Origin of the sequence: Pontibacterium granulatum, assembly GCF_029961155.1 — a bacterium.
Classification (GTDB): domain Bacteria; phylum Pseudomonadota; class Gammaproteobacteria; order Pseudomonadales; family Balneatricaceae; genus Pontibacterium; species Pontibacterium granulatum.
Genome location: NZ_JASBRH010000011.1, coordinates 36,941 through 63,609, shown reverse-complemented (window position 1 = coordinate 63,609; position 26,669 = coordinate 36,941). Strand labels below are relative to the sequence as shown.

23 protein-coding genes are annotated in these 26,669 nt (G+C 55.0%); 6 read left to right on the top strand and 17 right to left on the bottom strand.

Annotated features, from left to right (window positions below; translation table 11 throughout):
- Positions 1–39: 39 nt before the first annotated feature.
- Positions 40–435 (bottom strand): flagellar basal body-associated FliL family protein, encoded by a 396-nt coding sequence (locus QKW35_RS11945; protein WP_282353352.1) that lies wholly within the window; start codon positions 433–435, stop codon positions 40–42.
- 149 nt (positions 436–584) lie between these two features.
- Here QKW35_RS11945 and rsd point away from each other — a divergent pair, with 149 nt between their 5' ends.
- Positions 585–1,061, top strand: a complete 477-nt coding sequence (rsd, locus tag QKW35_RS11940; protein WP_282353351.1) for a sigma D regulator — start codon at positions 585–587, stop codon at positions 1,059–1,061.
- Between the two features lie 24 nt (positions 1,062–1,085).
- Positions 1,086–2,063, top strand: coding sequence for a WD40 repeat domain-containing protein (locus QKW35_RS11935; RefSeq protein WP_282353350.1), 978 nt, complete (start codon positions 1,086–1,088; stop codon positions 2,061–2,063).
- Between the two features lie 69 nt (positions 2,064–2,132).
- Here the strand turns inward: QKW35_RS11935 and QKW35_RS11930 are convergent, their stop codons facing one another.
- Together QKW35_RS11930 and QKW35_RS11925 are read right to left on the bottom strand one after the other, a co-directional pair.
- The gene (locus tag QKW35_RS11930; protein WP_282353348.1) at positions 2,133–2,840 is read right to left on the bottom strand and encodes an FKBP-type peptidyl-prolyl cis-trans isomerase; all 708 of its coding nucleotides are present in this window, start codon (positions 2,838–2,840) and stop codon (positions 2,133–2,135) included.
- Positions 2,841–2,932: 92 nt separating this feature from the next.
- Complete coding sequence (locus tag QKW35_RS11925; RefSeq protein ID WP_282353347.1) at positions 2,933–3,448, bottom strand: TIGR02444 family protein; 516 nt, start codon at positions 3,446–3,448, stop codon at positions 2,933–2,935.
- Positions 3,449–3,470: 22 nt separating this feature from the next.
- Here QKW35_RS11925 and QKW35_RS11920 point away from each other — a divergent pair, with 22 nt between their 5' ends.
- Entirely contained in the window at positions 3,471–5,387 is a 1,917-nt protein-coding gene (locus QKW35_RS11920; RefSeq protein ID WP_282353346.1) for an ATP-binding cassette domain-containing protein, read from the top strand.
- 85 nt (positions 5,388–5,472) lie between these two features.
- Here the strand turns inward: QKW35_RS11920 and QKW35_RS11915 are convergent, their stop codons facing one another.
- Complete coding sequence (locus tag QKW35_RS11915) at positions 5,473–6,786, bottom strand: HDOD domain-containing protein (RefSeq protein ID WP_282353345.1); 1,314 nt, start codon at positions 6,784–6,786, stop codon at positions 5,473–5,475.
- A 193-nt stretch (positions 6,787–6,979) separates the two neighbouring features.
- Here QKW35_RS11915 and ggt point away from each other — a divergent pair, with 193 nt between their 5' ends.
- Positions 6,980–8,716 carry a gamma-glutamyltransferase gene (gene ggt / locus QKW35_RS11910; RefSeq protein ID WP_282353344.1) on the top strand — a complete coding sequence of 579 codons (1,737 nt, stop codon included), beginning with the start codon at positions 6,980–6,982 and terminating at the stop codon, positions 8,714–8,716.
- A 54-nt stretch (positions 8,717–8,770) separates the two neighbouring features.
- Here the strand turns inward: ggt and spoT are convergent, their stop codons facing one another.
- The 7 genes from spoT to QKW35_RS11875 form a co-directional block, all read right to left on the bottom strand.
- On the bottom strand, positions 8,771–10,888 hold the full coding sequence (gene spoT / locus QKW35_RS11905) for a bifunctional GTP diphosphokinase/guanosine-3',5'-bis pyrophosphate 3'-pyrophosphohydrolase (protein WP_282353343.1): 2,118 nt from the start codon (positions 10,886–10,888) through the stop codon (positions 8,771–8,773).
- 90 nt (positions 10,889–10,978) lie between these two features.
- Complete coding sequence (gene rpoZ, locus QKW35_RS11900; RefSeq protein ID WP_282353342.1) at positions 10,979–11,191, bottom strand: DNA-directed RNA polymerase subunit omega; 213 nt, start codon at positions 11,189–11,191, stop codon at positions 10,979–10,981.
- A 55-nt stretch (positions 11,192–11,246) separates the two neighbouring features.
- Positions 11,247–11,867 carry a guanylate kinase gene (gmk, locus tag QKW35_RS11895; RefSeq protein WP_282353341.1) on the bottom strand — a complete coding sequence of 207 codons (621 nt, stop codon included), beginning with the start codon at positions 11,865–11,867 and terminating at the stop codon, positions 11,247–11,249.
- Between the two features lie 367 nt (positions 11,868–12,234).
- Positions 12,235–14,466: a hypothetical protein gene (locus QKW35_RS11890; RefSeq protein ID WP_282353340.1), complete on the bottom strand. Its 2,232-nt coding sequence runs from the start codon at positions 14,464–14,466 to the stop codon at positions 12,235–12,237.
- 47 nt (positions 14,467–14,513) lie between these two features.
- Positions 14,514–19,184 carry a hypothetical protein gene (locus tag QKW35_RS11885; RefSeq protein ID WP_282353339.1) on the bottom strand — a complete coding sequence of 1,557 codons (4,671 nt, stop codon included), beginning with the start codon at positions 19,182–19,184 and terminating at the stop codon, positions 14,514–14,516.
- Positions 19,181–19,744: a hypothetical protein gene (locus tag QKW35_RS11880; protein WP_282353337.1), complete on the bottom strand. Its 564-nt coding sequence runs from the start codon at positions 19,742–19,744 to the stop codon at positions 19,181–19,183. The genes QKW35_RS11885 and QKW35_RS11880 overlap by 4 nt, the downstream gene beginning before the upstream one ends.
- Before the next feature lie 340 nt (positions 19,745–20,084).
- Positions 20,085–20,954 (bottom strand): YicC/YloC family endoribonuclease, encoded by an 870-nt coding sequence (locus tag QKW35_RS11875; RefSeq protein ID WP_282353336.1) that lies wholly within the window; start codon positions 20,952–20,954, stop codon positions 20,085–20,087.
- A 101-nt stretch (positions 20,955–21,055) separates the two neighbouring features.
- On the opposite strand from QKW35_RS11875, the gene rph reads away from it, so the two are divergent.
- The gene (gene rph, locus QKW35_RS11870; protein WP_282353334.1) at positions 21,056–21,826 is read left to right on the top strand and encodes a ribonuclease PH; all 771 of its coding nucleotides are present in this window, start codon (positions 21,056–21,058) and stop codon (positions 21,824–21,826) included.
- A gap of 65 nt (positions 21,827–21,891) precedes the next feature.
- Here the strand turns inward: rph and QKW35_RS11865 are convergent, their stop codons facing one another.
- On the bottom strand, positions 21,892–22,665 hold the full coding sequence (locus QKW35_RS11865) for an exodeoxyribonuclease III (RefSeq protein WP_282353333.1): 774 nt from the start codon (positions 22,663–22,665) through the stop codon (positions 21,892–21,894).
- 327 nt (positions 22,666–22,992) lie between these two features.
- Here QKW35_RS11865 and pyrE point away from each other — a divergent pair, with 327 nt between their 5' ends.
- On the top strand, positions 22,993–23,634 hold the full coding sequence (gene pyrE / locus QKW35_RS11860) for an orotate phosphoribosyltransferase (protein ID WP_282353332.1): 642 nt from the start codon (positions 22,993–22,995) through the stop codon (positions 23,632–23,634).
- 25 nt (positions 23,635–23,659) lie between these two features.
- On the opposite strand, the gene QKW35_RS11855 is transcribed toward pyrE, so the two are convergent.
- From QKW35_RS11855 to QKW35_RS11835, 5 genes are read right to left on the bottom strand one after another with little or no spacing between them, the layout of a single operon-like run.
- The gene (locus QKW35_RS11855) at positions 23,660–24,091 is read right to left on the bottom strand and encodes a hypothetical protein (RefSeq protein WP_282353331.1); all 432 of its coding nucleotides are present in this window, start codon (positions 24,089–24,091) and stop codon (positions 23,660–23,662) included.
- Complete coding sequence (locus tag QKW35_RS11850) at positions 24,081–24,926, bottom strand: PilW family protein (RefSeq protein WP_282353330.1); 846 nt, start codon at positions 24,924–24,926, stop codon at positions 24,081–24,083. The genes QKW35_RS11855 and QKW35_RS11850 overlap by 11 nt, the downstream gene beginning before the upstream one ends.
- Positions 24,926–25,486: a type IV pilus modification PilV family protein gene (locus QKW35_RS11845; RefSeq protein WP_282353329.1), complete on the bottom strand. Its 561-nt coding sequence runs from the start codon at positions 25,484–25,486 to the stop codon at positions 24,926–24,928. The genes QKW35_RS11850 and QKW35_RS11845 overlap by 1 nt, the downstream gene beginning before the upstream one ends.
- Positions 25,467–26,006 carry a pilus assembly FimT family protein gene (locus tag QKW35_RS11840; protein ID WP_282353327.1) on the bottom strand — a complete coding sequence of 180 codons (540 nt, stop codon included), beginning with the start codon at positions 26,004–26,006 and terminating at the stop codon, positions 25,467–25,469. Before QKW35_RS11840 ends, QKW35_RS11845 begins: the two co-directional genes overlap by 20 nt.
- Positions 26,006–26,470 (bottom strand): prepilin-type N-terminal cleavage/methylation domain-containing protein, encoded by a 465-nt coding sequence (locus QKW35_RS11835; RefSeq protein WP_282353325.1) that lies wholly within the window; start codon positions 26,468–26,470, stop codon positions 26,006–26,008. The genes QKW35_RS11840 and QKW35_RS11835 overlap by 1 nt, the downstream gene beginning before the upstream one ends.
- Between the last annotated feature and the right edge of the window lie 199 nt (positions 26,471–26,669).

Genomic DNA, 26,669 nt, shown 5'->3' with positions numbered 1-26,669 from the left:
AGGCCTCCATCTGGAGGCCTTTGTATTTCACTCACCCGCTTACTGGGTGATAAAGCTGGTAAAGAATAGATCGCTCACGAAGGCTTCGCCCTCCTCCTCGACCAGAATATTCTGCACCAGTTTCAATGCTTTCTGCGCCAGAACCGACTGCGCCTCGATGGAATTCATGTCCGCCTCGGTTTGGTCACTGAGCAGGAATACAATATCGTTGCGAATCTGCGGCATGTGGAAGTTCACCGCGTGGTGCGCTGCCGGTGTTGAGACCTGAATGGTAATCTCGCACTTCACAAAGCTAACCTTACCCGGCTCACCAAAGTTGGTCAGAAACGGTTTCAGTTCGATGTAGTTTACGTAGTTCTCTGGTGTTTCTTCATCTGCCGCCCAGGCAGTCTGCATGAATAACCCCAGCACCAGCGCCAAAAGAAAGTGTTTCAAAATCGTTCTCCCCGCTATCGGTTCAGTCAGCTCGGCAGTTGTGCCCCAGTATAACCCGCTCTAACCTGTTATCGCTATGTTGCGCCGCTGTTCCTGTTGGGCATATTATTGAGTCTCTGCCAGACAAATTAATGTAAAGGAGGCGCACGATGTTGGAAAAATGCCGCAACGCCAAAGAACGTTGGGGTGGTGTCAGCGACATCATTGATCACTGGCTGGAAGAACGCCAGCAACTGATCAGCGCATTTGTACACCTACCGGAAACACCGGTTGAAAACGGTCTGAGTGAGCAGGTAGAGAAATTCTGTGAACTCCTCGTCGATTATCTCTCCTCTGGGCACTTCGAAGTGTATGAACAGCTGCTACGCGAAGGCAGCGAGTTCAACGATGGCAGTGTTGAAGAGGCCCAGAAACTGTTTCCACGCATCCAGCTCAGCACCGACGCCGCTCTGGACTTCAACGATACCTATGCAACCACCGAGTTGTTTAACGTGCGTATCGTGAAAGAGATGGCTAACGACCTGTCCAGCCTGGGCGAGCTGCTGGAAGAACGCTTTGAACTGGAAGACCAGATGATCGAAGTGCTGCACACGTCGCACTCCACGCTGGTTGCCGAAACCGAATAACATCAGATCTACAAGGCGGTACTGATGCGCAACGCGCACCGTGTTCTGACGGGCATTTCGCTCGCCCTGATACTCTCGGGCTGCAACACCGGCAGTCCACCCGCGGATTGGAAAGAGTACGCGGTTACAGGCGCGTACTCCGCGGCAATCTCGGAATCAGGCAACTTCGCAACCCTGGGTTCGTTTAACCACGGAGGCAGCCTGTGGGATCTGCGTAAGCATGCACGCGAGTACAACTGGAACCATAAGGCGAATGAGTTCAGTCTGATTGCGGCGACGGCGATCTCCCCGGATGAGAACTACGCCGCCACCGCCAACCAGCAGGATCTGGTACTGTGGAACGTCAACAATGGCCAACCGGCGGGCTTCTGGAGTTCCCCGGCCGAAATCCTGCAGATGGATCTCTCCCCAAACGGCAACTTCGCGCTGCTGGGGCTGGCCAACCATACCGCTGTCTACTTTGACGCCAAGAACGGCGGTGAACGCCGCGTCTTCCGCCACCAAGGACGTGTGCGCAGCGTAGACCTCAGCCCTGACGCACAACTGGCCATTACCGGCTCAGACGCCTACAAAGCCAAGCTGTGGAGCGTGGAAAGCGGCGAACTTCTACAGGAGCTGGAGTTCGGCAACGTCGTCGACACGGTTGCGCTCTCCCCTAACGGTCAGTGGGCCTTCAGTTCCGGCAGCCTGGATAAGGCGGTGATCTGGGATACCAATACCGGCCAGGTGAAACATTCCCTCAGTACGTCGGCGGACTTCTTCCGTAAGCGTGTCAGCTACCTCAGCGCCCGCTTCTCCAAAAACAGCGACCGCCTGCTCACCGGCACCGCCTCCGGCCTTGTGCAATTGTGGGATGTCCGCACCGGCCAGGAGCTGAAAGCCTGGCGCGTCCACCGTCGTGATCCTTACGGCCCGGTTCACGCAGGTGTCTATGCGGTCGGTTTTGGCGCGGGGCAGTACTACGCGCTGGCGTCCAATGGCATTATGAACGTGCTGCGTTAAGTCTCTTCAAAGAACAAAAAGGCCGCGAACCTTTCGGAACGCGGCCTTTTTTGTATCTGGGGAGCGTGCTTACTGAGCAGCGGCTTCAGTTGCAGGCAGGATCTTCAGCAGCTCGATCTCGAATACCAGTGTTTCGTTAGGACCGATCGCATTGCCCATACCGCCCGGGCCGTAGGCCAGTTCGGATGGGATTACCAGACGTGCTTTACTGCCTTCGTCCATCAGCTGTACACCTTCAGTCCAGCCTGGGATCACACCGTTCAGCGGGAAGGTTACCGTCTCGCCACGGGCGTAGGAGCTGTCGAATTCTGTACCGTCAACCAGCGTACCGCGGTAATGTACTTCCACGTTGTCGGTCGCCGCTGGCTTCTTACCGTTACCCGCTTGCAGCTGTTCGTACTGCAGACCGGATTCGGTCGTAGTCACGCCGTCTTTCTTGCCGTTTTCAGCCATGTAGGCCTGGCCTTTTTCCAGGTTTTCCTGGGCCAGTTTGGCAATGGCCTGACGCTTCTCTTCCATCTTGCGCTGCTGGAACGCCTGCATCACCTGATTCACCTGCTCCGGTGTCAGCAGCGGTTCACCATCCTTGTAGATCGTCTGAACGCCCTGCTGGAACGCTTCCAGATCCACATCCTGAACGTCCTGTTTCAACTGTCCACCAACAATCAGGCCCAGGCTGTAGCTCAGTTTCTGCTGTTCGGTCGTCAGTTCAAAGGCAAACGCCGAAGGCGCAGTTAGCGCTGTCGCAAGCGCGGCAGCCAGCCAAGTTTTTTTCATCATTGTATCCTTATTGTGTTTTCCACATGGATGGTTAGTGGGGTGAGGCGCTGAAAAGTTCAATTCCCTACAGGCCATTCGCCCTTGTTGCCTCAATGCAGTGGCAGTCCCGTCTGCCAGTCTTCCGGTAGCGCCGGATACACTGTCCGGAGCACCGTTTCCAAAGCATCCACCACCGGGCTCATCTGTTTCAGTGTACAAGCATTCAGGTAGCAGGCAAGGTTTTCCAGCAACAGATCCACACCGGTCTCGGCCTGATTCATGGCATCCGCAGCTTCACACATCAGGGCCAGCTCCACCTGCTCACAGGCCAGTTCCGCCTTGCGCATGGCGGCGTAGACGGCCTGATAGCTGTCGTCCTGCTGCTTGTGCGGACGCACCGCGTAGCGCAGTGCACGCATCGGGTGGGTGATATCGGTCTGCCAGGTAGTTGCTGCTTCCAGTTGATCCAGTGCCAACCGGCGGCCCGCGTCCTGCCCCAACCAGCAGCAGAGCAGCAGCCGGTTGATACTAAGCCCCGCCTCTTGCAGGGTCAGGCAGGCCTGCTCCACCCCATCCTGGCGATAAAGCCGCACGGCATAGTGCCAAAGAGCGTTTTCGAGTTTCATTGCTATGCTACAATCCGCGCCCATGATCCAGTTACAAGACATCAGCTTACACCGCGGCACTCAGTTTCTGCTAGAGGATGCCAATCTTACTATCCACAGCGGCTGGAAGGTCGGCCTGATTGGCGCCAACGGCGTCGGCAAGTCCTCCCTGTTCAAACTGCTGCTGGGCGAACTGCATGCCGACAAAGGTGATCTTTACCTGCCCGGCCAGCTGCGCATCGCCCATATGGCCCAGGAGGTATCCGCCACCGACCGCAGTGCGCTGGAATACGTGCTGGACGGTGATCCGGAATTGCGCCGCGTACAGCAGGCTTTGGCCCAGGCGGAAGCAGAACATGATAATCACCGCATCGCCGAGCTGCACGCCGAACTGGAAACCCTCGAGGGGTACACCGCCGAGTCCCGTGCCTATCAATTGCTGGCCGGACTGGGTTTCAGTACCAGCGATGCCCAACGCGCGGTGAAAGACTTCTCCGGTGGCTGGCGTATCCGTCTGAACCTGGCACAGGCACTGATGTGCCGCTCCGATCTGCTGTTGCTGGACGAACCGACCAACCACTTGGATCTGGATGCCACCATCTGGCTGGAGCAGTGGCTGCGCCAATATCAGGGATCGATCATCCTGATCTCCCACGACCGCGACTTCCTGGATAACGTGGTGGGTCATATCGCCCACCTCTACAACCAGAAACTGGAGCTCTACAAGGGCAACTACAGCCAGTTCGAAGTCCTGCGTGCCAGCAAGCTGGCCCAGCAGCAGGCGGCGTTTGAGAAGCAGCAGGCCCGTATCCACGAGATTGAGGACTTCGTCCGTCGCTTCCGCGCCAAGGCCACCAAGGCCAAGCAGGCACAAAGCCGTATCAAAGAGCTGGAGCGGATGGAAAAGATCGCCCCGGCCCACGTGGACAGCCCGTTCAATTTCAGCTTCCGCGAATCTGACAAAATCTCCCACCCCCTGCTCGACTTGCGCGAAGCGCAGTGTGGTTACAGCGACAAGGTGATCCTTAACAACGTTGGTCTGACGTTGCAGCCGGGCGCGCGTATCGGTCTGTTAGGTCCAAACGGTGCCGGTAAATCCACCCTGATCAAAACCCTGGTGGGGGACATCAAACTGGTGGGTGGTGATACCCAAGCCGGTGAACACCTGAAGATCGGTTACTTTGCCCAGCACCAGCTGGAAGCGCTGGATCTGGAAGCCTCCCCACTGTTGCATATCAAGCGCATCTCGCCCAACGCCTCCGATCAGGAGATCCGCGATTTCCTCGGCTCGTTTGGTTTCCTTGGCGATGACGCCCTGGACCCGGTAAAACGTTTCTCCGGCGGTGAAAAAGCGCGAGTGGCCCTGGCGCTGATCGCCTGGCAGAAACCCAACCTGCTGCTGATGGACGAACCGACCAACCACCTGGACCTGGAAGTCCGTCACGCCCTGACCCTGGCCCTGCAGACTTTCAACGGCGCCCTGATCCTGGTGTCCCACGACCGTCACCTGCTCCGCAATACCGTGGACGAGTTTCTGCTGGTTGCCGATGGTGCGGTAACCGAGTTCCAGGGCGACCTAGACGACTACCAGCGCTGGCTGACCGAGAACAAACGCCAGCAACAGAGTAGCGAACCGGTAGTGGAGCGTGAAAACCGCTCCCTCAGCGCGGCCGAGAAGAAGGAGCAGAAACGCCTGGAGGCGGAGAAGCGCAAGAAGCTCAGCCCGCTTAGGAAGCAACTGGAGAAGCTGGAAAAGGCCCTGGACAAGTACCAGAGCGAACTGGCCGAGGTGGAATCTGCACTGGCCGACCCGGCAATCTACGAAGACAGCCGCAAGAACGAGCTGAAAACCCTGCTGCAACAACAGGCGGATCTGAAGCGCAACGCGGAAGAGACTGAAGAGTTGTGGATGGAACAGCAGGAAGCGCTGGAGATTTTAGAAGAAGAGCTCAACGGCTAACACCGCAAGCAGCAGTCCGATTGCCGCCCGAGGTTTGTTTCTCTGAATCAACGAGGAATAAAACAGAGGGCGGTGGCCGGAGCAATCAGCTCCGACCACCTTCAAGTAGTTTAGTCAGTTCGCGGATCGCCGCGTCGTCTTTTAACAGCGCTTTCAGCGTGTCGTTGGCCACCTTACGACTGAGCCCCAGATCAGCCAGCAACGCATCGGAGACATCCTCCAGCGGCCCGTCGCTCAATCCCTGCTGACGCAACAGGCGGTTGGCCACATACAGCAACTTCACATACGCCGCATGATCACCGGCATGCTCCAACTGGTTCTGGTAGCGGATCGCATCACACACCTCAGCCGGCAAGGCCCAGCTGGACAGCAACCAACCGCCGATCTGTTCGCGGGTGACATTGATCACCTGCTGTTCGATCGCTTCCAGGCTGAAATGCGGATTCGCCTCGATGTAACGTGACAACAATGCAAACTGTGGCGGGAACAGGTGCGCCAGCAGCAGATAACCGAAGTTATGCAGCAGGCCACTCAGGTAAGCCAAGCCCGGTTTCGGGCGTTTTTCCAGTGGAATCTGCTTACACAGCTTTTCGGACAGCGTCGCACAGTACACCGCCTGCAGCCAGTATGGGGTGCCGCCACGCGGGCCGTTGGCCGGTACATTCAGCATCTGGCCCATGGCGGTACCCAATGCCATGTTTACCACCAGCTCAAAACCCAACACCCGGGATACGGCATCCTCAATGGAGCTGACTTCACCCGGCGCGGCATAGTAAGGCGATGCTGCCCAGCTCATCACCTGAGCCGACAGACTTGGATCGACGCGGACCACATCCACCAGATCCTCAATTTCGGCATCCGGGTCGGAGCGCAACATCAAAATCTTCTGGGTGGTTGGCGACATGGATGGCAGGCCGAGGGTATCTTCCAGACGCTGCTGGATACGCAGCTTGGTGAACTTCTTCACCGCACTGGTAATCACCGCTTCGTCCTCCCCCTGAGGTGCCTGCAGCGCAATCTCGGCGGGTGCAGTTGCCAACTTGCCGTGTTTCGCGTCTTTCAGCAGATCGGCACCCACCTCCCAGCGAGTGGAGGAGAACGGCTCATTCACCTGCAGCGTTGGATACTGCAGGCAGCCCTCATCCACCAGCAGCGGCAGCTGGGCCAGCTTGCGGAAACCATTGGCGGTCTGCACCGCTTCCTGACCGAAGAAACGCTCTGCATCTGCCCCCTTTACCGGTTGCAGCTGACGTCCCGTCAGTTTCCAGACATTGGCCAGATTAAGCAGGGTTGTGGCCGGTAACAGCGCCAGAACCTTGCCTTCCTTATCATGCATCAACACCAGACGCGCCAGACTGCCGTCTTGTCCCTCCGGTGCTGCTTGAACGCCTAAAGACAATGTTTTATCTCCAGCTAGGATTTATGTCTTGTAATCCATCCGGCTAATCCTCACCAGACAGAGCTACGAGTACCGGGAGAACAGGATTCCCGATCTATATATGACAAAGTGTTCGTTAACGCCTAACCTACCGTAAATACATAGCTTTCAGCAACGTATGCTGTGCTTTTTTAGCCATTTCCAGGAGGGAATCATGATCCGCCTGCTCTTTTTCTGCTTTTTAATTGTTTCCTCCCCGGTCTGGGCGCTAAACGAGGACCAGGCACCGGAATCAGCCACCGGTGAGCAACACAGCGAGGCAATTCAGGCACAGCAGTTTATGGCCGTCACTGCACACCCGCTGGCTACCGAAGTGGGCTACAAGATCCTCAAGAGTGGTGGCAGTGCAGCCGACGCGGCTGTGGCGATCCAGGCAATGCTGACCCTGGTCGAACCCCAGTCCTCCGGCATCGGGGGCGGCGCCTTCATGCTCTACTGGGATAACGAAAATAAACAGCTCTACGCCTACGACGGCCGTGAGACCGCCCCGTCCACCGCCGACGAAAACCTGTTTATCAAACCCGACGGCGATCCGATGAACTGGTACGACGCCCTGGTAGGTGGGCGCTCGGTGGGAACGCCGGGTGTACTGAAGATGCTGGAACTGGCACACATCAAACACGGTAAAACCCCGTGGCACCTGCTCTACGTCGATACGGTGAAGCAAGCCCGCAAGGGTTTTGAGGTCGGCCCTCGCCTGCACCAGCTGATCAAATCCCGCATCAACCCGGGTTTGGACCGCTACGTGGCGGCCCGCAAGTATTTCTTCACGCCCGAAGGCGAACCACTGCCTGTGGGCACCCTGCTGAAGAACCCGGTTCTGGCCAATTCGCTGGCCGGCATTGCCCGTAGCGGTGTCGGTTATTTTTACCTTGGCCCTCTGGCACGACAGATCATCAACTCGGTGCAGGCCGCTGACGACAACCCCGGCCACCTGAGCCTGGATGACCTGGCCGACTACCGCGCCCAGGAGCGAGATCCGATCTGCCTGCCCTACCAGCGCTACAAGGTGTGTGGTTTCCCACCACCGACCTCCGGCGGGGTGACTGTGCTGCAGATCCTGAAGCTGCTGGAAAATCAACCACTGGCCGAACTTGACCCACAGGGCGCCCAGTTCAATCATCTCTTCACCCAGGCGTCCCGCCTGGCTTACGCTGACCGCGCCCGTTACCTGGCCGATGCAGACTTTGTCGACGTGCCGGTTGAAGGTCTGCTGGACGAAACCTACCTGGAACGTCGTCGCCAGCTGATCAGCCCGGCCATGGACAGCGGCAAAGCCACCGCCGGTAATCCTCAGTCCGCGCCGGCACGACAGGACGACCAGTCGCCGGAACTGCCCTCCACCAGCCACTTCGTGGTCGTCGACAAGTGGGGGAACGCTGTCTCCATGACCACCAGTATCGAGATGGCGTTTGGCTCCACCCTGATGGCGGGCGGTTTCCTGCTCAACAACCAACTGACCGACTTCTCCTTTGTTGCCGAGAAGGACGGCGAACTGATCGCCAACCGCGTGCAGGCGGGTAAACGCCCGCGCAGCTCCATGTCGCCGTTTATGGTGTTTGATAAGAACGATCAGTTGATCGCCGCGATCGGCTCACCGGGTGGCAGCCGCATTATCAACTACGTGGCACAAAGCCTGCTAGTCAGCCTCAACCACAATCTGCCATTGCAACAGGTGGTGAACCTGCCTCATATCAGCAACCGCAACAGCACCACCGAGCTGGAAGAGAATAGCGGCGCCGCAGCGCTGGCGCCGGAACTGGAAGCGATGGGCCACACGGTAAACGTGCGCGACCTGAACAGCGGCCTGCACGGTATGCACAAGGATAAAAACGGTGTCTGGCACAGCGCCGTGGATAAACGCCGCGAAGGCAGTGCCAAAGGGAACTAAGGGATGGGGTACGCAGGTAGCAATGGCTACCTGCGCTGCCTAGTTGTTGGGATCTTAAGGACGAATGATCTTATTCACGGTTTTCAGAACACGGATCTTCTTCATCACCCGCGCCAGATGGATACGGTCTTTCACCAGCAGCTCCATATGCACCTTGGCCAGCTTGCCTTCGTGATCTTCGATGTCGATCTCTTGCAGATCCGCGCCCATTGAGGTTGCCACGGTGGCCAGCTCAGCGATAATGCCTCGGTGGGATTCCACCTGACAGGTCAGCTCCGCCACAAACTCATCCTTCAGGCCATCAAACCACTCCAGGTAGATACACTTACCCGGATCATCCCGCAGGTGGCCGATATTGCGGCATGCGGTGCGGTGGATCACCAATCCCTTACCGGCACTGATGTGACCGATGATCTCGTCTCCCGGCAGTGGACGGCAACACTTAGCATACTGCAGCACCATGCCTTCGGTCCCTTTGATCGACAACGGACTGCCGTGCTGGTCGCCAGCCTCTTCGTCCGATTCCGGACGCAGACGACGGGCCACCACGTACGCCTGGCGGTTGCCCATGCCGATATCTTCCAGCAGGTCGTCGAGCGATTTGAAACCCGCTTCGTCCAGCAGCTCCAACAACTTGGCCTGGTCAATCTCGTCTGCATTGGAACCGTACTTGCTGAGGAACTGGTTCAGCAGGCGACGCCCCAGGTCGATCGATTCGTGACGCTGCTGGTTCTTCAGGAAGTGGCGGATTGCGGTACGCGCCTTACCGGTCATCACGAAGTTCAGCCAGGCCATGTTTGGCTGGGCACTTGGCGTAGTGATGATCTCGACGGTCTGGCCGTTCTCCAGACGTTGAGACAGTGGCGCCAGACGGCGGTCGATACGGCAGGATACGCAGGAGTTACCGATATCGGTGTGTACCGCGTAGGCGAAGTCGACGGCAGTGGAACCGGCAGGCAGCTCAAGAATACGGCCTTTAGGTGTGAACACGTAGACTTCGTCGGGGAACAGGTCCTCTTTTACGCTTTCGATAAACTCCATGGAGTTACCGGCACGCTGCTGCATCTCCAGCAGGCCCTGTACCCACTTGCGGGCACGCTTGTAGGAGCCCACGGCGCTGTCGGAGTTGTCCGAGTCACCATACACCTTGTAGTGGCTGTGTTCCGCCACACCTTGACTGGCCACCGCATCCATCTCTTTGGTACGGATCTGCACCTCGATGGTGATGTTCTTGGCGCCAAACAGGTCGGTGTGCAGGGACTGGTAGCCGTTGGATTTCGGGATGGCGATGTAATCTTTAAAGCGGTTCAGCACCGGCTTGTAGAGGTTGTGTACCGCACCCAGTACGCGGTAGCAGTCATCTACGCTGTCGGTCACCACGCGAAACGCAAACACGTCCATGATCTCGGCGAACGACTTGTTCTGGGATTTCATCTTACTGTAGATACTGTAGAGGTGTTTCTCACGGCCGGAGACGGTGCCTTTCAGACCTTCCTGGCGCAGGCGTTGCTCGATCGTCTCCTGGATGGAGCTGATGATGTCCTTGCGCTGACCACGGGCCTGCACCACCGCACGACGAATGTACTTGGCACGCATCGGGTAATGCGCCTGGAACGCCAGGTCTTCCAGTTCCACCTGCAGATCACGCATCCCCAGACGACCGGCGATCGGCGCGTAGATATCCAGGGTTTCCTTGGCAATTCGACGCTGCTTATCCGGACGCATGGCCCCCAGGGTACGCATGTTATGCAGGCGGTCCGCCAGCTTCACCAGGATAACGCGGATATCCTCCGCCATCGCCAGCACCATCTTCTGGAAGTTGCTGGCTTGGGCTTCCGCCTTGGATTCAAACTCCAGGTGGGTCAGCTTGGACACACCGTCCACGATATCGGCCACCGACTCACCAAACTGGGAGTGAACCCCTTCGTAGGTCACTTCGGTGTCTTCGATCACATCGTGCAGCATCGCCGCCATCAGGCTCTGATGGTCGAGGTGCATGGTAGCTAGAATGCTGGCGGCTGCCAGGGGATGAGTGACGTACGCTTCGCCACTTTTGCGGCGTTGGCCATCATGGGCCTGCTCAGCGTAGAAATAGGCACGACGCACCTGCTGGATCTGTTGCTGATCCAGATACTCAGTTAAGCGTTCAGAAAGTGCGTCGATGGTCGGCATCACCCCTCCAAAATACTACCGTCAATGCTGAAAAGCACTTATTTGTCCGATAGTTGGAATGATGCCGTATAAAGCGGAGTTGGGGAAGAGTTAGTCTTCTTCAACTTCGTCCAGAACAGTTTTGTCGACGTGGCCTTCTGCAATTTCACGCAGAGCAACAACAGTTGGCTTGTCGTTTTCCCACTCAACTTTTGGTTCTTTACCACCGGTAGCCAGCTGACGTGCGCGTTTCGCAGCGACCATCACCAGCTCAAAGCGGTTATCTACATTATCCAGGCAATCTTCAACGGTTACGCGAGCCATGTTCAACCTCTAGTCAGGGGTTTTTCGAAAGACCGAGCATTCTACTGTTCAGATATTAGGCTGACAAGAGGCTCTGCAGCAATTCCTGATGTTTCTCAGCCTGTCGATCCTGCACCAAACGGCGACTCAGGAACACGGATGCCAGCTCGTTCAGCGCGGTATCGAAGTCATCGTTGATAATCAGGTAGTCGTATTCGCCATAGTGGCTCATTTCACCCACGGCCTGGGACATACGGTGATCGATCACGTCCTGGCTATCAGTACCACGGCCGGTCAGACGGCGGCGCAGCTCTTCCTGCGACGGTGGCAGGATAAAGACGGAGAGGCAGTCCGGCATCAGACGGCGTACCTGCTGGGCACCCTGCCAGTCAATTTCCAGAATCACGTCGTTGCCCTGTGCCAGTTGGTCCTCAACCCACAGCTGAGAAGTGCCGTACTTGTTGGTAAACACCTCGGCGTGCTCCAGGAAAGCACCCGCTTCGATCATGCTGTTGAACTGATCCATATCGACAAAGTTGTAGTCCTTGCCATCCACTTCGCCCGGACGCATGTCACGGGTGGTGTGGGACACAGAGACCAGCACACGGTTGTCACGCTCCAGCAGCGCCTTTACCAGACTGGTTTTACCGGCACCGGACGGGGCCGACACTACATACAGAGTACCTTTATCGCTCATATCGTTGCTCAATTGTTCGCGGGGCTTCAAGGCCGCAGGTTGCAAAGGGGGTATTATACAAATCTGGCCAGGCTTTGTTGGGGTTTATCACTCGGAAAACGCCCACCCTACACCTGACGTTAATGCTTCCAACTCTGCAATAAACGTACCCCGATAGCTCAACAAAACCCTCTTATCCCATTTCACCTTCCGGCTCTAAATTAATAGCCACCAATCCACTCGCCTTTTATCGGAGTTCCCTCCTATTTTCGCTAATGCGTGCACTAGTGTTTGATTTGGTCAAGTTGAAACGGGCACTGGTTTAAGCTGCTTCCACTACAGCAAGTGGCCATGGTGCTTGACCTAATTGGTACCTACGCAAGTTATGTTAGTTCTCCACCATTAGGCGGGCTAATTTGGCAAAAATAGAGCTCTTGCTACTGTCTCCACTCTTGAGCATGTCAAGTGTGAAGCTATTGAGATAGACCCCGGTCAACGGGTGGTGAAATACATCTAAAGTATCGCCCTGTGCATCCCAGATTAGAAGGTTCTCCACTAGGTTGGGTCTCGCCATGGACGGGTTAGCTGGCTGAGAGTCGCTTACCAGCACATACAACCCGTCGTCGTGCGGCTGCAGGTACGTATGGTGATGCTTCATCTTCTGCGACTTGGTCAGCGGATCGTGTATCGAACGGCCAGGTGACATTAGGTAAGGCAGCACATTTTGATCCGCCTTGGCCGAGCGTGTGATGGTGTAATCGCTGAACTTCACTCCATCGCGTTCAGCCTGCCCCTTTTCCTGCTCCTGGTAAGAGTACAAGTCCACCACATCAAGGTGGCTTGGGCCAATCAAGCGTGGCACGCGCACACTGTTGTAGGTGGTGAGCAAAACATCCGCAGAATGGTCATAAAGGTAAAAACTATTGTTGAACAGTTTATCCAGCCTCTCCAATGCAGGGTGTTCAACCGCCAGCCAGTCCAAGTCCCCCTCGGTTACCCCGGCATTGACCACGCTCAGTAGGTTGCTGTCCGTCGATAGCTCGATATGACCAAGCAATGTGGAGCCGTTGTCCGTCGAGCGAACTGCAAACGCTGTATAGCGACCCTTAGTTAGGTTAGGCAGAGGGATATGACGCTGTGTGAGCACGCTCTCTTTGAACCATAATTCGGTTTTGGTACGGCGGATCTTGCTATTCACCAAGTTGAACGCAGACTTCAGACGACTTCGGGGCTTTGCCAGATCGGCAGTATATTGTTCCGGATTGGCGTTAGACAGCTCTTCGATGTAATTGATCGCATCCAGTAACTTGCTGTCAACATTCATGCCTTGCAGGGCCACGGGCAGCGGCTTCTGCTTTAGCCACCCATGCAGGCGATCCAGTTTAAGCTGGGTGTAGGTATCCCAGCGCAAACCGGGTAGTTTCCGGTCAATATCATACACTGCAAAGAAGTTACCATACTCGGCAGCGCCATCGTCTAGTTGGCGGATGCTGTTACTGGCCTCATCTTCCACTGGATTGAGCACCAAGATCGAGGTGTTGGCCGGCAGATCGGAGAAACTTGTTTTCTGTGCCCGCTCCAATGAGGCCATGGGCCACAACTGATAACCGGGCAGCTGCGCAGCCAGGGCGTCGAAAAAATAGGCCTCTTGTGTGGCGCTGAAATCTACACCGTTATTCACCACCAGCAGTGTATTGGCCAGTTGCTGATCTAGGCCGGTGACAAATTGGTTAACCTCATGGGTGGCCTGGAACGGGATCGGCGTATGAGGGATCTCCAGTTCAGTGAGACGTTCGACCACGGCATTCATCACCACATTGTAGGTGTATGCCTGGCATTCGCCATAACCGCTACGTTCGCGGAAGAACTCCAGCTTACTGTCACGGGCATCGAGCTTGCGTCGGGCTTTTACCCTGCCACTATCGGTGTTGAACCACACCTTGTCATAATCTAGCGATAGGTGCAGCTCTTCAGCAGGCTCAACCAGGAACTTGCGCTTGTGCAGTGTGAACGCCAGTTCACGCTGCTCTGAGGCAAATACATCAAGCTCAAAAGCCTCCATCACCCCGGTACCACTTTTCTTAGCGATCGGTTGGCTCAGACGGGCATTGAGGTACATCACCGCGTTGAAGTACACCGGCGACACTGAGAAGCGATCAGTAGCTTGCTCCAGAAGTATCATCTTCAGGTGCAGACTGAACAAACCCTGGATCAGCCGTGTGAGGCTTTGTTCGTTGGCAGCCAGCTTCTGACACAACTGTTCAATGCGTGTCGACAGCGAGAGGTGGGCCGAAGTGTGCCTTGCAGCTGCCGGTGCCAGGTAAAAATATACGTGATGACCGCTGGGTAGGCGGTGCAGCTCATACTTCACGTCGTCTTGGGCATTGAGTCCCAGTGTCTGGCGTAAGCTCGCTTTCACCTCACTATGAACTCGTGAATGGAAATCTTGGCGTTTTTCTTTGCGCTCCTTGTTGAAGCGCTGCAATCCAAAGTCAATCGCATATAGATTGGAGATCGGCGCCAGCAAACGGCGGATGGTGGCCAGCGGCGCCTCTTCGAGCTGGATCAGATTGGTGCGAGCAACTGGGGTATCGGTCAGTGTGTGTAGGTTGGGGAACATAATCCTTAGTCCTCAGGGCGGCCCGTAGGCCGCCGGTTATCCTTAGGTTACCGTCCGAGCAGGGTGTCCAGCATCGGGTTGATGTGCAGGGTGGTGTCCAGCCTGGACTTGTCCTGACGTCGACGACGCTCGCGATCCAGTGGCTGATAATACTTGTGATCGGCCTGAAGCAGATTGAGGTAGTGGATGGTGTGATCAACATTCTCTTGCCACATCAGATTGTTCGGATTCTGGCTGTAGGCCGCGTTCAGGTAGACAAACTTGATGCGCTGGTAGCGACCGGCCAACGCCACGCGCACTTGTTCCTGTCCTGCCTGGTCTGCAGCTTGGCTGGCGATGTCACGGATCTGGCGGATCTTGTTATCGCTCTTCTCTAGGGTGTCTTCCGCCCGCGTCAAATCGTCCAGCTTGGTTGCCCAGCGTTTGACGTCAACACAGACCAGATCATCGCCCACCTCGATGAAACGGTCAAAGAATTCGTACACCAACGGCTCCAGGCGCTCAAAGACCTGCATGTCGTCGAGCGGCTGCACCCCGTAATGCGCCAGCACCCTGTCAAACAGGTATTCGCCAACATTACCTTTGAGTAACGGCACCAGCTTAGGATGCGGTACCACCCTGGCAAACGCTGTTTTCTGGATATCGGCACATTCTCGCATCAGATCACCCACCAGGTTTCCAAGGGTGAAATCGACATCTTTACTGTACTGCGGGAAGATGGTCAGTTCTGGGCGGTATTCACGCGCCCCGCCGGCAAAGTCGGACAAGGCTGAGTAATCAGGGTGAGCCAATCCATCTGGGCCGCGCTTGTGGCACAGCAGGATCGACTGGTTGCCCTGTTGGCGCGAGATGAACAAAGCGTCATGGATGGCCTGCATCTGACGGTTGGCAGCATAAAGAGGATGCAACTGCAACTTCTCCAGCCAACGCTCAGGATTGGCGAAAGAGTCACGATCACGGAACAGGTTACAAAGATCCAAGAATTCAAAGCCGCCGCCACGCACGCGATTCATCCAGTCGGTCTTCAGGACACGCTTGTGGACAGCGTCAATGCGACGACCGTTAGCCAATACCGATTGCTCAAATGTACGACGAACCTCTGGGCTGTCGAAAGAATGGTTCAAGCTAAGCTCTTCACAGAATTCTTTGAGGCGGTAGTTGAGCAGGGACATGCTCTCCAACACCACCTCGTTACCGGCGTCCTCGCTTAATCCTGCAAACTGGAACGCCACGTTGTGGATCACATCGCTGGGCAGGAAGATCTCAGTGTTTAGCAAAGTGTCACGGCGCTCAACCCTACCCACCGCCTGCACAATTACCTTGAACAAGCTCATACCATGCTCAGCCATCAGCAAACGATAGTTGTCACCTTGGGCAAAGTTGACGCTGAAGTCGGCCATCTTGTGGTCGACAATGTCATCCGCGAAGTGTTTGAGCACGCTGACGTAGTTGGGCAGAGTATTGAGGTTGGCGCCGTTGCCCATTACCTCGCTGTAAAACGACGAATTGATCAACACTAGGCGCTGGAAGTCGACATCTAGGCGCGGCATGTTTGCATCATCGATATCTCCATCGTGGTACTTGACGAAGTAATTGAGGCCAGTGCCTGCGCTGTTATAAGTGCTCATGAACACCAGCACGCTGTTGTCATCCTGGATATAGGTTTCCTGTTTTATGTCCTCGACATTGGCCAGTGGCGAGTCAAAGAAGACCAGACGGATGGTGTGCCCCCCCTGAAACGGAGTAAAGGTCAGGAGTTGGTCATGCTGCTTTTCATGCTTGCCGTCGCACTTGGAACTCATGCCGTACTGTTTGCGCCAGGCGGCCTGATGCTGACGGTAGGCGCGGGCAAAGGCGTTTTTAAAGCCGCCGGAGAGCGACAGGATCAGGCTGTTCTTGCCTTCGTAAGCGGCAAGTAGCAACGCCTCCAACTCTCGACAATGCTGGCGCTGCTTGTAGGGGTTGCTCAGAGCGTATTCCAGTGGCTCACGCAGCGCGCTGAAGATATCGTCGTACACCTTCCGGAAGGTCTCGCTGCGCTGGTAAGTATCGGTTAGCGTAGGCAGCTCGGCATCAAAGACCTTGAAGTGAGCGTCACGGATGCGGGCCCGCAGTTCACGAAGCTCCTTGAGCATGCTGATATCCGCTGGCTCGCGTTCGACTACGCGGTAGTCCAAATCGTGGGCGTAACGCTGCAGAAAATGACGGCTGAAGTTGCCGTTTTTGGTGTGGCTGAAGCCACTGGTGGCACTTAGACCGATCACCTTATTTTCAGTGCCGGTCAGCAGGCGCAGCAACATAGCTTCAGGCAACTCTTTCACCAAATCCATCTCGAATGCCAAGATCACGGTGCGCTCTGCACCCTTGTTGACGTAATTCAGCTCCGCCACTGGGGTCATGGTGAACACGGTTTTCGGTTGCAGGTAGGTATAGAAATGGTCAATCAGTAAGTTTTCATCAGTTGTGCGGTCAAAGATGTGGCGAACTTCACCAGCGACGTTGTTGGCGGCGTCGACAAACTGACCCAACGGGGTGTTCTGGCTACTTGCGTTATCTTGCCCACCGTTCTTCACCCAGCGCTTGAAGTGGCGGTTGGTGATCTGAGCGCAGGCAGCCAAGATGGCTGAGACCAGCTGGAACAGATCATGTAAAGTGGGGTTGGTATCGCTAGTGTCGCCCTCGACCTCGTAATACAACTCGGTGCGGGTGACGTCGCCCTCGCTGTTGCGCATGCGGATACGCTTGAGCCCCTCTTCGTTGACATACATCTTGGCGTTGAAGCTGAACACGTTACGGGTGATTGAAATGATGCGCTCCGCAGCGTCACCATTGACCTCAAACGCCCCCAGCTGGTCACGGAACATTTCCAGAACCGAACCCAGGGTAGTACCGGGTGACAGCTCGCACTTATCGGCCAGCAGCCCGCGAAGGGCGGTGATAAACTTTACCTTCTCCTGCTCGAAGGTCGTTTGCTCTTCGTGAGGCTTCCCCCGGCGCTCCAAACTAAGAACCGCGTTGTAAATGCGCCCAATGACCGAAAACACATGCGCCAAGTTGTTTTCTTGCTTGACCAGCGAGACGTGACAGCTTTCTTCGAGGCGAGTATAGGCTTCGTGCAGTTCGTCAACCACCACGGTGAAACGGATGTTGTTGCGGCGAAAAGGACAATCCGGATTGCGCTTGAAGTGCTCATTGCGCAGGTAGTCGACCTGCACTGCGTGGCTTTCCGCTGCCACGGAGCTGATCTGTGGTTCTTCCGGCTTAATCTTGCCACCAATCAACAGATCGAAGCCCACTGACTGAAAGAGCATGCCTTCACCCCGTTGGCGTGGCGCCAAACGGTAGGTCGAGGTGTCGAACTTGTTTGTTGTCATCAGCAGTACCGAAGGACGGAGCTGACAGACCTCGAACGGTAGTACCTGTTTGATGAGCTCGAAGTAGACCTCATGCGTGCTCATATTCGGTGGCATCTTGCCCTCGGCCAGGGCCTGTACGGTGTTGCGCAGGCGCTCGCGGCGCGCCTGGATCCCGCGGCTAACGTAGTCGCGGATTGGATTTTCAGAGCTATTGACCTGGAACAACGCCTTACAGGCAGATTCGATAGTGGAACGAAGACTGTTGCGGTAGTTCTTGAGCTGATCTTCCGCCATCTCCTTATCGTGGGTCGCGTCCAACGTGCCATAGGCAGAAAGGTGTTCTATCTGCTCTTTACAACGGTCGATCTGGGTCATTAAGTAGTTGAGAGAGCGCATCGCGGACTTGATGTAGGTGCTATTCCGCCCTCCCTCGTACCACTGGCTATAACGCTCACGGTTCTTCAGGCCAGAGGCCCAGTCCACAAAGTCGAGATCAGCGATGTCCTTGCGTGCCACCACACAGATGAGTTCACCGCCGGCGGCCAGGATCTTGTCTTTTTGGCTACGTTCGAGGTCAATTTGCGACTTCTGTGGCGACATGAACATCAGGTTGGTGAAGCCGCCCTCTGGGAACAGGTAGTCTGGTACCTGAGTTTCAGCAAAGCGTTCGATGTACTCGACATAGCCCTGGATGACGCCGTAGCTTTTACCGAAACCGGTGCCGTCGGAGCTGAAGATCACCTCTGCGCCGTCGCGCTCGTGCACATGGTACAACAGTGAGGCACGGGCGCGACAGAAATTGATGTCCTCAACTAGTTTGGCAGTCGGGGTTTGCTTCATGATCAGGTCGCTAAGGCCGTGGCTAACAGGTGCAGATTCGACTCGCTCACACTGGCGGTAGCGGTTGATGACCAGCTGATTGTGCTCAATGAGCACCTTTTCCACCTGCATCGGCACCAAAAACAAAGCTGCAGCGATCTCACCGATGGCGTCGGACAGCGGCTGGTGCGTGTCGCTAGCGGAAAATTGGTGCAATACCGCATTCACAGTCTCAGGATTCAACGCTCGCTTGAGCGCAGGCAATGTTACTGTGTAGTCATACAACGCCAGGTCGTCCACTAGCAAGCAGCGAAAACGTTGCTGGTTGGCGTCACCCGTTGGGCGACTGGCCATGGCCAGTATTTTGGCATCCTTGAGACGAAACAGTAGCGCCGCGGCATCCCGATGTGGCGAATTGAAGTCAGCATGTAGCTGCTGGCTGAAGGCCATGCCGGCATCCAGCCGGTTGTGTTTGACCAGCTCTGAAAAGCGCTGGCGTAGAAGGGTAAGGAGTTTGATATCTTCTTCGAGCGTCCATCTCATGATTTTCTCCGATACTCTTTTATTAAATTACGCCAAGTGATGTTCATTACTTCCTGCTCAGAGCCCCCAATGGCCGACTGCAAAGACTCCAGTAATGAATTGAAACGTAAGGCCTTTTTTGTTTCACAGCCAGTCTTGTAGCAAAATTCTGTTTTGAAATTGCGCCAGTTGTGATTTTCCTGTTTTCGCTCTACACGGCCAATAGCTTGTAAAAAAACATAGAACTTCGACTTGAGCTTTGAGTACTCCGTAGATTCAAAGTAGACAATAAATTTCCTGCTTGAGGGATATGCTTGGCGACAGGCTTCAGCCAATTGCGCATTGGAAAGAGTATAATTTCGGTGTGATTTCAACCGAACCGACAAATTCTGAACGAAAAGGGGATTGATATCGCACTGATTAGGGAATGAAAACCGCAATCCATTGTACGTATTAAACCCCCAAGCCACAGCAAGGTGATACCGAAGGGAGTGTAGTTTTATACCAACGCCCTTTTTTTTAAGCGTGGAAAGTAAAGATGAGCTAAAGCGGGAAAGCTCACTTACTGTTTTGATTTGCATTGGTCTATCCAACGCCAGATGAGCTTGGTTAAATCATCTGGCGATAACCAGATGCTATTGTTCATTGGAGGGTTCAGCCAAGCACTGCGGGTCTCACCCGGACGCGACCATTATGGCGGCAGTCGGCCAAATGCTACAAAATCTCAAAAGCAATCACAAGCCTGAAAGGGGAGAACGAGGAGCCTGGTTAGCGATGAGAAGTAGACACGGATTGGTATCATCGCATATGTCATCACTTCACCCTGAACAACAGGAAACAAGTGAGAGTGTTCAAATACAAAAAGCCCCTTAATATAGGGGCTTAATGATGCAGGTGGTCAGTTGAAAGCTGCAGAAATCTTTATTCTATATTCTGGATCTGCTCACGCATCTGTTCGATCAGCACCTTCAGCTCCACCGCGCACTGGGTGGTTTCAGCCACGATCGATTTGGAAGAGAGTGTGTTGGCTTCGCGGTTCAGTTCCTGCATCAGGAAGTCGAGGCGACGACCGATCGGGCCTTTCTGGTTCAGCACACGGCGCACTTCCTGCACGTGGGTGTTGAGACGGTCCATCTCTTCATCCACATCCGCTTTCTGCGCCAGGATCACCATCTCCTGCTCCAGGCGGCCTTCATCCAAGTCTTCTTTCAGCTCTTCCAGACGGCTGCGCAGGTTGTCGCGCTGGGCCTGCAGGATCTCCGGCAGTTTGCTGCGCACTTCAACTACGATCTCGGCAATCGCGGCCAGACGCTGTTCGATCAGGCCGTTCAGCTCTTTACCTTCGCGTTCGCGACCGGCGATCAGGTCATCCAGCGCGGTACCAAACAGCTTCAGGGCTTCCGTTTTTACCTGATCCATATCGATCTGGGCATCCTGCAGAACCCCTGGCCAGCGCAATACATCCAGCGGGTTCATCGGCTGGGTGTTACCGGACAGAGACAGCGCCGCCACTTCATCTGCAGCCGCAATCAGCTCCTTGGCAAACTCGGTATTGACGGTCAGCTGCTGGGCCTGGGCTTCCGGGTGGAAACGCAGGGTGCATTCCACCTTGCCGCGGCTCAGTTTCTTACGCAGTTGCTCACGCAACGAGCCTTCCAGGTCACGCAGGCTCTCCGGCAGACGCAGGTGAGGTTCCAGGTAACGATGGTTAACAGAACGAATCTCCCAGATCAGGGAACCCCAGGCATGCTCGGCTTCCTGCCGGGCAAAAGCAGTCATACTACGTGTCATATGGCTCTATCTCGATTAAAATGCAGGCTTCATTCTAACAGCCAAGCGTGCATGGCTGCCAACGGCGGTGTACGAAAATCAAGCAACGGTGATTAACAGGTATGAGCTCAAGCATCTCTGAACAGCTGCAAAACCTCGGTTTGAACAAGATCCGCCCGAGTGGTCGTGAACCGGACCAGATGCGTGAGGTGAAAATCACCCGCAACTTCACCTGCCATGCAGAAGGCTCTGTATTGGTTGAGTTTGGTAACACCAAAGTGATCTGTACTGCATCTGTCGACCGTGGCGTTCCACGCTTCCTGCGCGGCAGCGGCAGCGGTTGGGTAACTGCAGAATACGGCATGCTACCTCGTTCCACCGGCAGCCGTTGCGACCGTGAAGCGGCACGCGGCAAACAGGGTGGTCGTACAGTAGAGATCCAGCGTCTGATCGGCCGCAGTCTGCGTGCGGCACTGGACCTGAACAAGCTGGGTGAAAACACCATCACCATCGACTGCGACGTCATCCAGGCAGACGGTGGTACCCGTACCGCATCCATCACCGGCGCATACGTGGCACTGGTTGATGCAATCAATGTGCTGAAGCAGGACAAGAACGGAGCCATGAAAGGAAACCCGCTGAAACACGCAATCGCAGCTGTTTCCGTAGGGATCTACGAAGGTGAGCCGGTGCTGGACCTGGACTACGCGGAAGACTCCAAAGCAGAAACCGACATGAACGTGATCATGACCGGTCACGGTGGTTTCATCGAAGTACAGGGTACTGCAGAAGGCGCACCGTACACTCAGGATGAGCTGAACAAGATGCTGGATCTGGCCCAGAAAGGTATCCGTGAGCTGGCAGAGATGCAGCGTAAGGCGCTGGCAGAATAAGCCAATGCCGGACACAAAAAAGGGAGCTGATCAGCTCCCTTTTTTATTGCCTGAAATAGGTCAAATCAGATATCGATCGCGTAATCGATGATCACCGGCGCGTGCTCGCTGAACATCTGGTCACGGTATACCTGTACCGACTTCACGGTCTTGCGCAGGTTCGCAGTGGTGATCTGATAATCCAGACGCGCACCTTCGTTCAGCACGCGGGCACGGTTGTAGTCCGGCCACCAGGTGTACTGACGCTCGGCTTTATTGATCTCGCGGAACGCATCCACGTATCCCATCTCACCGACAATCTCTTCCATCCACTCGCGCTCGTTCGGCAGGAAACCGGACACGCTCTGGTTGACGTACCAGTTACTCAGGTCGACTGGCTTGTGGGCCACGTTGTATGTGCCACAGAAGATGAAGTCACGACGCTTACGCAGGGTTTTCTTCATGTGGCCGAGGAAGTGCTCCATGTACTCCTCTTTTACCGCCTGCGCCTCTTCACTGGCCAGACCGGATGGGATGCTCAGGGAGGAGACACTTACCTTGTCGAAGTCTGCCTGGATAAAGCGACCGTGGAAGTCACACAGTTCGAAGCCCAGGCCGGTCATGATCGCTTTTGGGACATGGCGGGTATAGATTGCCACCCCGCTGTAGCCGTCTTCGAATGCATCAAAAAAGTACGGGTAATAACCTTCCGGGTGGTACAGCTCGTCGTCGAGCTGATATTCCTTCGCACGCAGGTCCTGCAAACAAATGACGTCAGCGTCCTGCTGGACCATCCAGTCAAAAAAACCGTTTTTTGCAGCCTGTTCAATACCCTGAGTATTGAATGTGATAACACGCATAGATTAAGGATTCCTGTTACAAACAGCGCGCAATGAGAAGATTACAATTAAACGCGAATTGTATAGCGAAGTAAGACAAATTGAAATTTTCTTACCAAATTTGTCGGATATTCGGTCCATGATGGGCAAAAGTCTGCTCATTCGCTCTTACAACAAATTTCTGCTGCACTGCACAAAATAACATATCCCGACTTTAGTCGCATCCATTCTGATCTCTGGTATATTGCGCCAGATCAGTCCAATTTCAAGCCATGCACGCAGATGGTGCCAGGGACACTCCACTGGTAAAATCTGCAGCTGACATTAATCACCTGGCCGGAGAGACACATGCAGGATTACCAGCGCGAATTTATCGAATTTGCTATCGAACAGAACGTACTGCGCTTTGGAGAGTTCACCCTGAAGTCCGGGCGTATCAGCCCATACTTCTTCAACGCAGGCCTGTTCAACAGCGGTGTGGCGCTGGCGAAGCTGGGTCGCTTCTACGCTGCCGCAATCGAAGAAGCTGGCGTGTCCTTTGACGTTCTGCTGGGCCCTGCGTACAAAGGCATCCCGCTGGCAGCTACTACGGCTGTAGCGATGGCCGATCAGTACGGCAAAGATATTCCTTACGTATTCAACCGCAAGGAGAAGAAAGACCACGGTGAAGGCGGCAACCTGGTAGGGGCACCACTGGAAGGTGGCGTCATGATCATCGACGACGTAATCACCGCCGGCACCGCAATCCGCGAAGTAATGGAGATCATCGATGAAGCGGGTGCCAAACCGGCGGCAACCGTGATCGCCCTGAACCGTCAGGAGAAAGGCAAAGGTGAGCTGTCTGCGATTCAGGAAGTTGAGCGTGACTACAAGATGCCGGTGATCAGCATCGTGAGCCTGAACGACCTGATCGAGTACCTGGAAGAGAAAGGCGATATGGCGGATGAGCTGGCTGCAATCCGCAAATACCGCGAAGAATACGGCGTTTAAGCAAACGCGCTGATAAAGCTACGGGTTAGGGACGCACCGTCCTGACCCGTATCTGCCGGGACGCAGAATCCAACGTATCTGCGTTGCCGCCACACCGCCCTAGCGACGTTATGGTTGTGTAATCGACACCGCCAATTGGCGTTACGGTACAGGTCACATTCGCCGTACACCCTCGAATTCCGGCCGCATTAAAACTATACGTCGTATTCGCGCTATTAGTTGCCGCACAACCACCGTTCACCTGCGGGTGGATCAGCTTACTCAACTCCAGCTGGACGCCACTTTCTGCCGCCTGCATTGCACGTGTCGACTGAAACCCCTGTACAACAGACCGCTGGCCAAGTGTCAGCATCGACGCCATACCTGCTGCCAGCAATGCGCCAACCGTAATCATAAAGATCACGGTCACCAGGCCAAGCCCCTGCTGGGACTTAAGGGATTTGCTATCAGGGCGCATTTCTCACCTGTACCACATGCTGGATACGTACACTCTCTCCCGCGTCGCTCACTTGCAGATCAAACACCACCAACGCATTGCGTTGTAGGCTGATCTCCAGTGAGGCGAACGCCGGATTAGGGAACGCCGCTACAGTCGTAATATCCGTCGCCAAAAGCGCACGATTGGGCTCGGAGCTTGGTAAATCAGCGAGCATGGGTTGGTCGGTATAAAAATCTGACCCGCCATCAAAATAGTTTTCATAGCGGTAGAGATCACCGGTGCCAGTGTTCAGACAGTAACTCACCGGAGAGCCCACGATAAAGAATCGGGATGCAGGTGACTCAGTGGGGAATTGGTGGTTTCCATTTAAAGCTACAGTAATCTCCGTAGCTAATGCCTGATCAGCCGCAAACTGTGCAGGATTGCCCAGTTGCGCAATCATGGTGCTGGCCCCTACGGAGTACAGATTCGTTCCTGTAATTGGATATACAGCCACATAGAGAGGATCTCCGCTGATCGTACCTGCCCCCAGTGGAATGGCACTAAACGTGTTGCTTGCGGTTGCTACCGGCAGGTCATCATAGCTCGACGCACCCAGCACCGGAATGTACTCGATGCAACTGGCATTCGCATCGTTGCTAATGCGCACCGAGTTGGGCAACGCGTTGCGCAACTCACGTCCAATACGCTCAATGGCGAGCTGAGTGACATCTGCCATATTCTGGCGCCTGGAGGTATCCACATACCCCTCCGCAAAATTGGCGATAAACCGCACTGACGCCAGCGACATAATGCTAAGCAGCACAATCACAATCACCAACTCAACCAAGGTAAAACCGCTGACTTTCTTCATCAGTAGTTCCCTTTGTAGGCGGTAAACACAACGGGATTGGCGCCGCTCGCCGCATGCGGCGTGACCGTAACGGTTATCCGCTTCACCATCTGGTTGGTGACAATCTCCGTCGTATCGTAGGCAACAGCCACACTGACACCGTAGTTTGCATACGGGTTGTTATTGCCAGCAAAGATATCATCCAGCAGCGAAAGCGGGACTTCATTGAGACCATGATAGTCGTCCACATCATCGTAGTTTTCCCGGGTTTCGCCCTCACTGCCAAAACTAGCCTCTGCCGTGCATTGTGGCATTACCGCGCCATCAAAGGTGGTGGCGCCATCGTTGCTGCAGGGCAGCAAGCCATCGCTGGAGCTGTTTTCATCAAAACGCTTGGTCAGTATCTCTTCAATATAGGTCTGACCGATATAAGCGGTTTTTGCCTGCCAGGTGACATCACCGCTATGCTGCGCCGTGATGCTCCAGCCGTAAACAATTGCCACCAAGGCAATTGCCGTGATGGTGATGGTGATCACCAGCTCAACCAGCGTAAACCCGGCGTTAGCGGCACGTGCCTGCATAGGCAAATCCTGTCAGAGAGATACAAAGCTGCTGGCCGTTGGCGGTCAACTGCATACTGCTATTGAGCGCGCCGGTAGAATCGCCATCGTCAGCCAGGATCAGGTTACCGGACGGGTCGTAGCGTAGCGTCAATGTGTCGTTCAGGGCGAGGTTACCGGCGATGGTGCCGCCTGCAGAGAGGTTTGCACTGTAAGCTATGACCTGATCGGACGCGAGAGTTTCGCTCGTCTGTTGAGCCGAGTTGATATCTATGGCATACAGCCAGTTTTCAGCCGCACTGCGATTTAAGCGCCACTCAACGGTAGCCGAATTATGAGAAAGCGCGGTACGTTGCGCCAGACGGAGGGAAGTGAGAAGCGTGTCACGGAAGACCCGATCACGATAGGTATCAAACGTGGCAAAACGGGGGAAGGCTACCGCACTGAGAATACCCAGTAGCACCAGCACGGCAACCATCTCAATCAGGGTAAAGCCTCTTAATGTTAATCGAGAGGCTTTATCTAATCGATTCAGATCCATTAAGGAGTGCTGATATCGACCGCACCGCTTGCTGGGGTGTAGGTAATGGTGTGGTTAGCTGCTGCGTTGTACGTGTACACACAGTTACTATCATCTGCAGACCAGGTAACGATATAGTCAGATCCAGCAGCAGTAGCAACAGATGGCGCACCGTTCTGGAGAACATTCTGCCAAACAGTGACACAAGACGCCGCATCCGTAGCTGCCGGGTACATGTTGTTGTTAACGGTTACGTTAGTGCCATCATAATTCACGGTACCACCTGCCGCAGTCTCATCAACAACCGCCTGCGCTTTTACCAAACCGGCAGCGGAACGCAGCGCACCACCGGTGCCATTCACAGACGCTGCGTGCGCGTCATCCGTCACATTCAGGAATCGAGGCAGTGCAACAGCGGCAAGAATACCAAGCAGCGCAATCACTACTACTAATTCAACAATTGTAAAACCTGCTTGTTTTTTCATGGTTTTCTCCACTAAACCTAGGCAATTTCGTTAGTCTGCCATGCGCTGAATGAAGCGTGCATGACATAGATCCATAGTCCCTTTAATAATCCGAAATCCAGCTTGCTCAGGCGCTGTCCCGAATCCTTTTGACGTACTCTATCAGCTTCCCATCAAACGCCGCTAGCCCCTCTAACAGGTTTTGCTGACCGGTAACAAA

What these genes read in the sequence shown, in the direction of transcription:
- QKW35_RS11835 (WP_282353325.1), bottom strand. Translation starts at nt 26,470, where the DNA reads ATGAAAAAACAAGCAGGTTTTACAATTGTTGAATTAGTAGTAGTGATT.
- QKW35_RS11875 (WP_282353336.1), bottom strand. Translation starts at nt 20,954, where the DNA reads ATGACACGTAGTATGACTGCTTTTGCCCGGCAGGAAGCCGAGCATGCC.
- QKW35_RS11925 (WP_282353347.1), bottom strand. Translation starts at nt 3,448, where the DNA reads ATGAAACTCGAAAACGCTCTTTGGCACTATGCCGTGCGGCTTTATCGC.
- pyrE (WP_282353332.1), top strand. Translation starts at nt 22,993, where the DNA reads ATGCAGGATTACCAGCGCGAATTTATCGAATTTGCTATCGAACAGAAC.
- QKW35_RS11845 (WP_282353329.1), bottom strand. Translation starts at nt 25,486, where the DNA reads ATGCAGGCACGTGCCGCTAACGCCGGGTTTACGCTGGTTGAGCTGGTG.
- QKW35_RS11865 (WP_282353333.1), bottom strand. Translation starts at nt 22,665, where the DNA reads ATGCGTGTTATCACATTCAATACTCAGGGTATTGAACAGGCTGCAAAA.
- QKW35_RS11890 (WP_282353340.1), bottom strand. Translation starts at nt 14,466, where the DNA reads ATGTTCCCCAACCTACACACACTGACCGATACCCCAGTTGCTCGCACC.
- rpoZ (WP_282353342.1), bottom strand. Translation starts at nt 11,191, where the DNA reads ATGGCTCGCGTAACCGTTGAAGATTGCCTGGATAATGTAGATAACCGC.
- QKW35_RS11885 (WP_282353339.1), bottom strand. Translation starts at nt 19,184, where the DNA reads ATGAGATGGACGCTCGAAGAAGATATCAAACTCCTTACCCTTCTACGC.
- QKW35_RS11840 (WP_282353327.1), bottom strand. Translation starts at nt 26,006, where the DNA reads ATGGATCTGAATCGATTAGATAAAGCCTCTCGATTAACATTAAGAGGC.
- rsd (WP_282353351.1), top strand. Translation starts at nt 585, where the DNA reads ATGTTGGAAAAATGCCGCAACGCCAAAGAACGTTGGGGTGGTGTCAGC.
- ggt (WP_282353344.1), top strand. Translation starts at nt 6,980, where the DNA reads ATGATCCGCCTGCTCTTTTTCTGCTTTTTAATTGTTTCCTCCCCGGTC.
- QKW35_RS11930 (WP_282353348.1), bottom strand. Translation starts at nt 2,840, where the DNA reads ATGAAAAAAACTTGGCTGGCTGCCGCGCTTGCGACAGCGCTAACTGCG.
- QKW35_RS11850 (WP_282353330.1), bottom strand. Translation starts at nt 24,926, where the DNA reads ATGAAGAAAGTCAGCGGTTTTACCTTGGTTGAGTTGGTGATTGTGATT.
- QKW35_RS11935 (WP_282353350.1), top strand. Translation starts at nt 1,086, where the DNA reads ATGCGCAACGCGCACCGTGTTCTGACGGGCATTTCGCTCGCCCTGATA.
- gmk (WP_282353341.1), bottom strand. Translation starts at nt 11,867, where the DNA reads ATGAGCGATAAAGGTACTCTGTATGTAGTGTCGGCCCCGTCCGGTGCC.
- QKW35_RS11920 (WP_282353346.1), top strand. Translation starts at nt 3,471, where the DNA reads ATGATCCAGTTACAAGACATCAGCTTACACCGCGGCACTCAGTTTCTG.
- rph (WP_282353334.1), top strand. Translation starts at nt 21,056, where the DNA reads ATGAGCTCAAGCATCTCTGAACAGCTGCAAAACCTCGGTTTGAACAAG.
- spoT (WP_282353343.1), bottom strand. Translation starts at nt 10,888, where the DNA reads ATGCCGACCATCGACGCACTTTCTGAACGCTTAACTGAGTATCTGGAT.
- QKW35_RS11880 (WP_282353337.1), bottom strand. Translation starts at nt 19,744, where the DNA reads ATGCAAATCAAAACAGTAAGTGAGCTTTCCCGCTTTAGCTCATCTTTA.
- QKW35_RS11855 (WP_282353331.1), bottom strand. Translation starts at nt 24,091, where the DNA reads ATGCGCCCTGATAGCAAATCCCTTAAGTCCCAGCAGGGGCTTGGCCTG.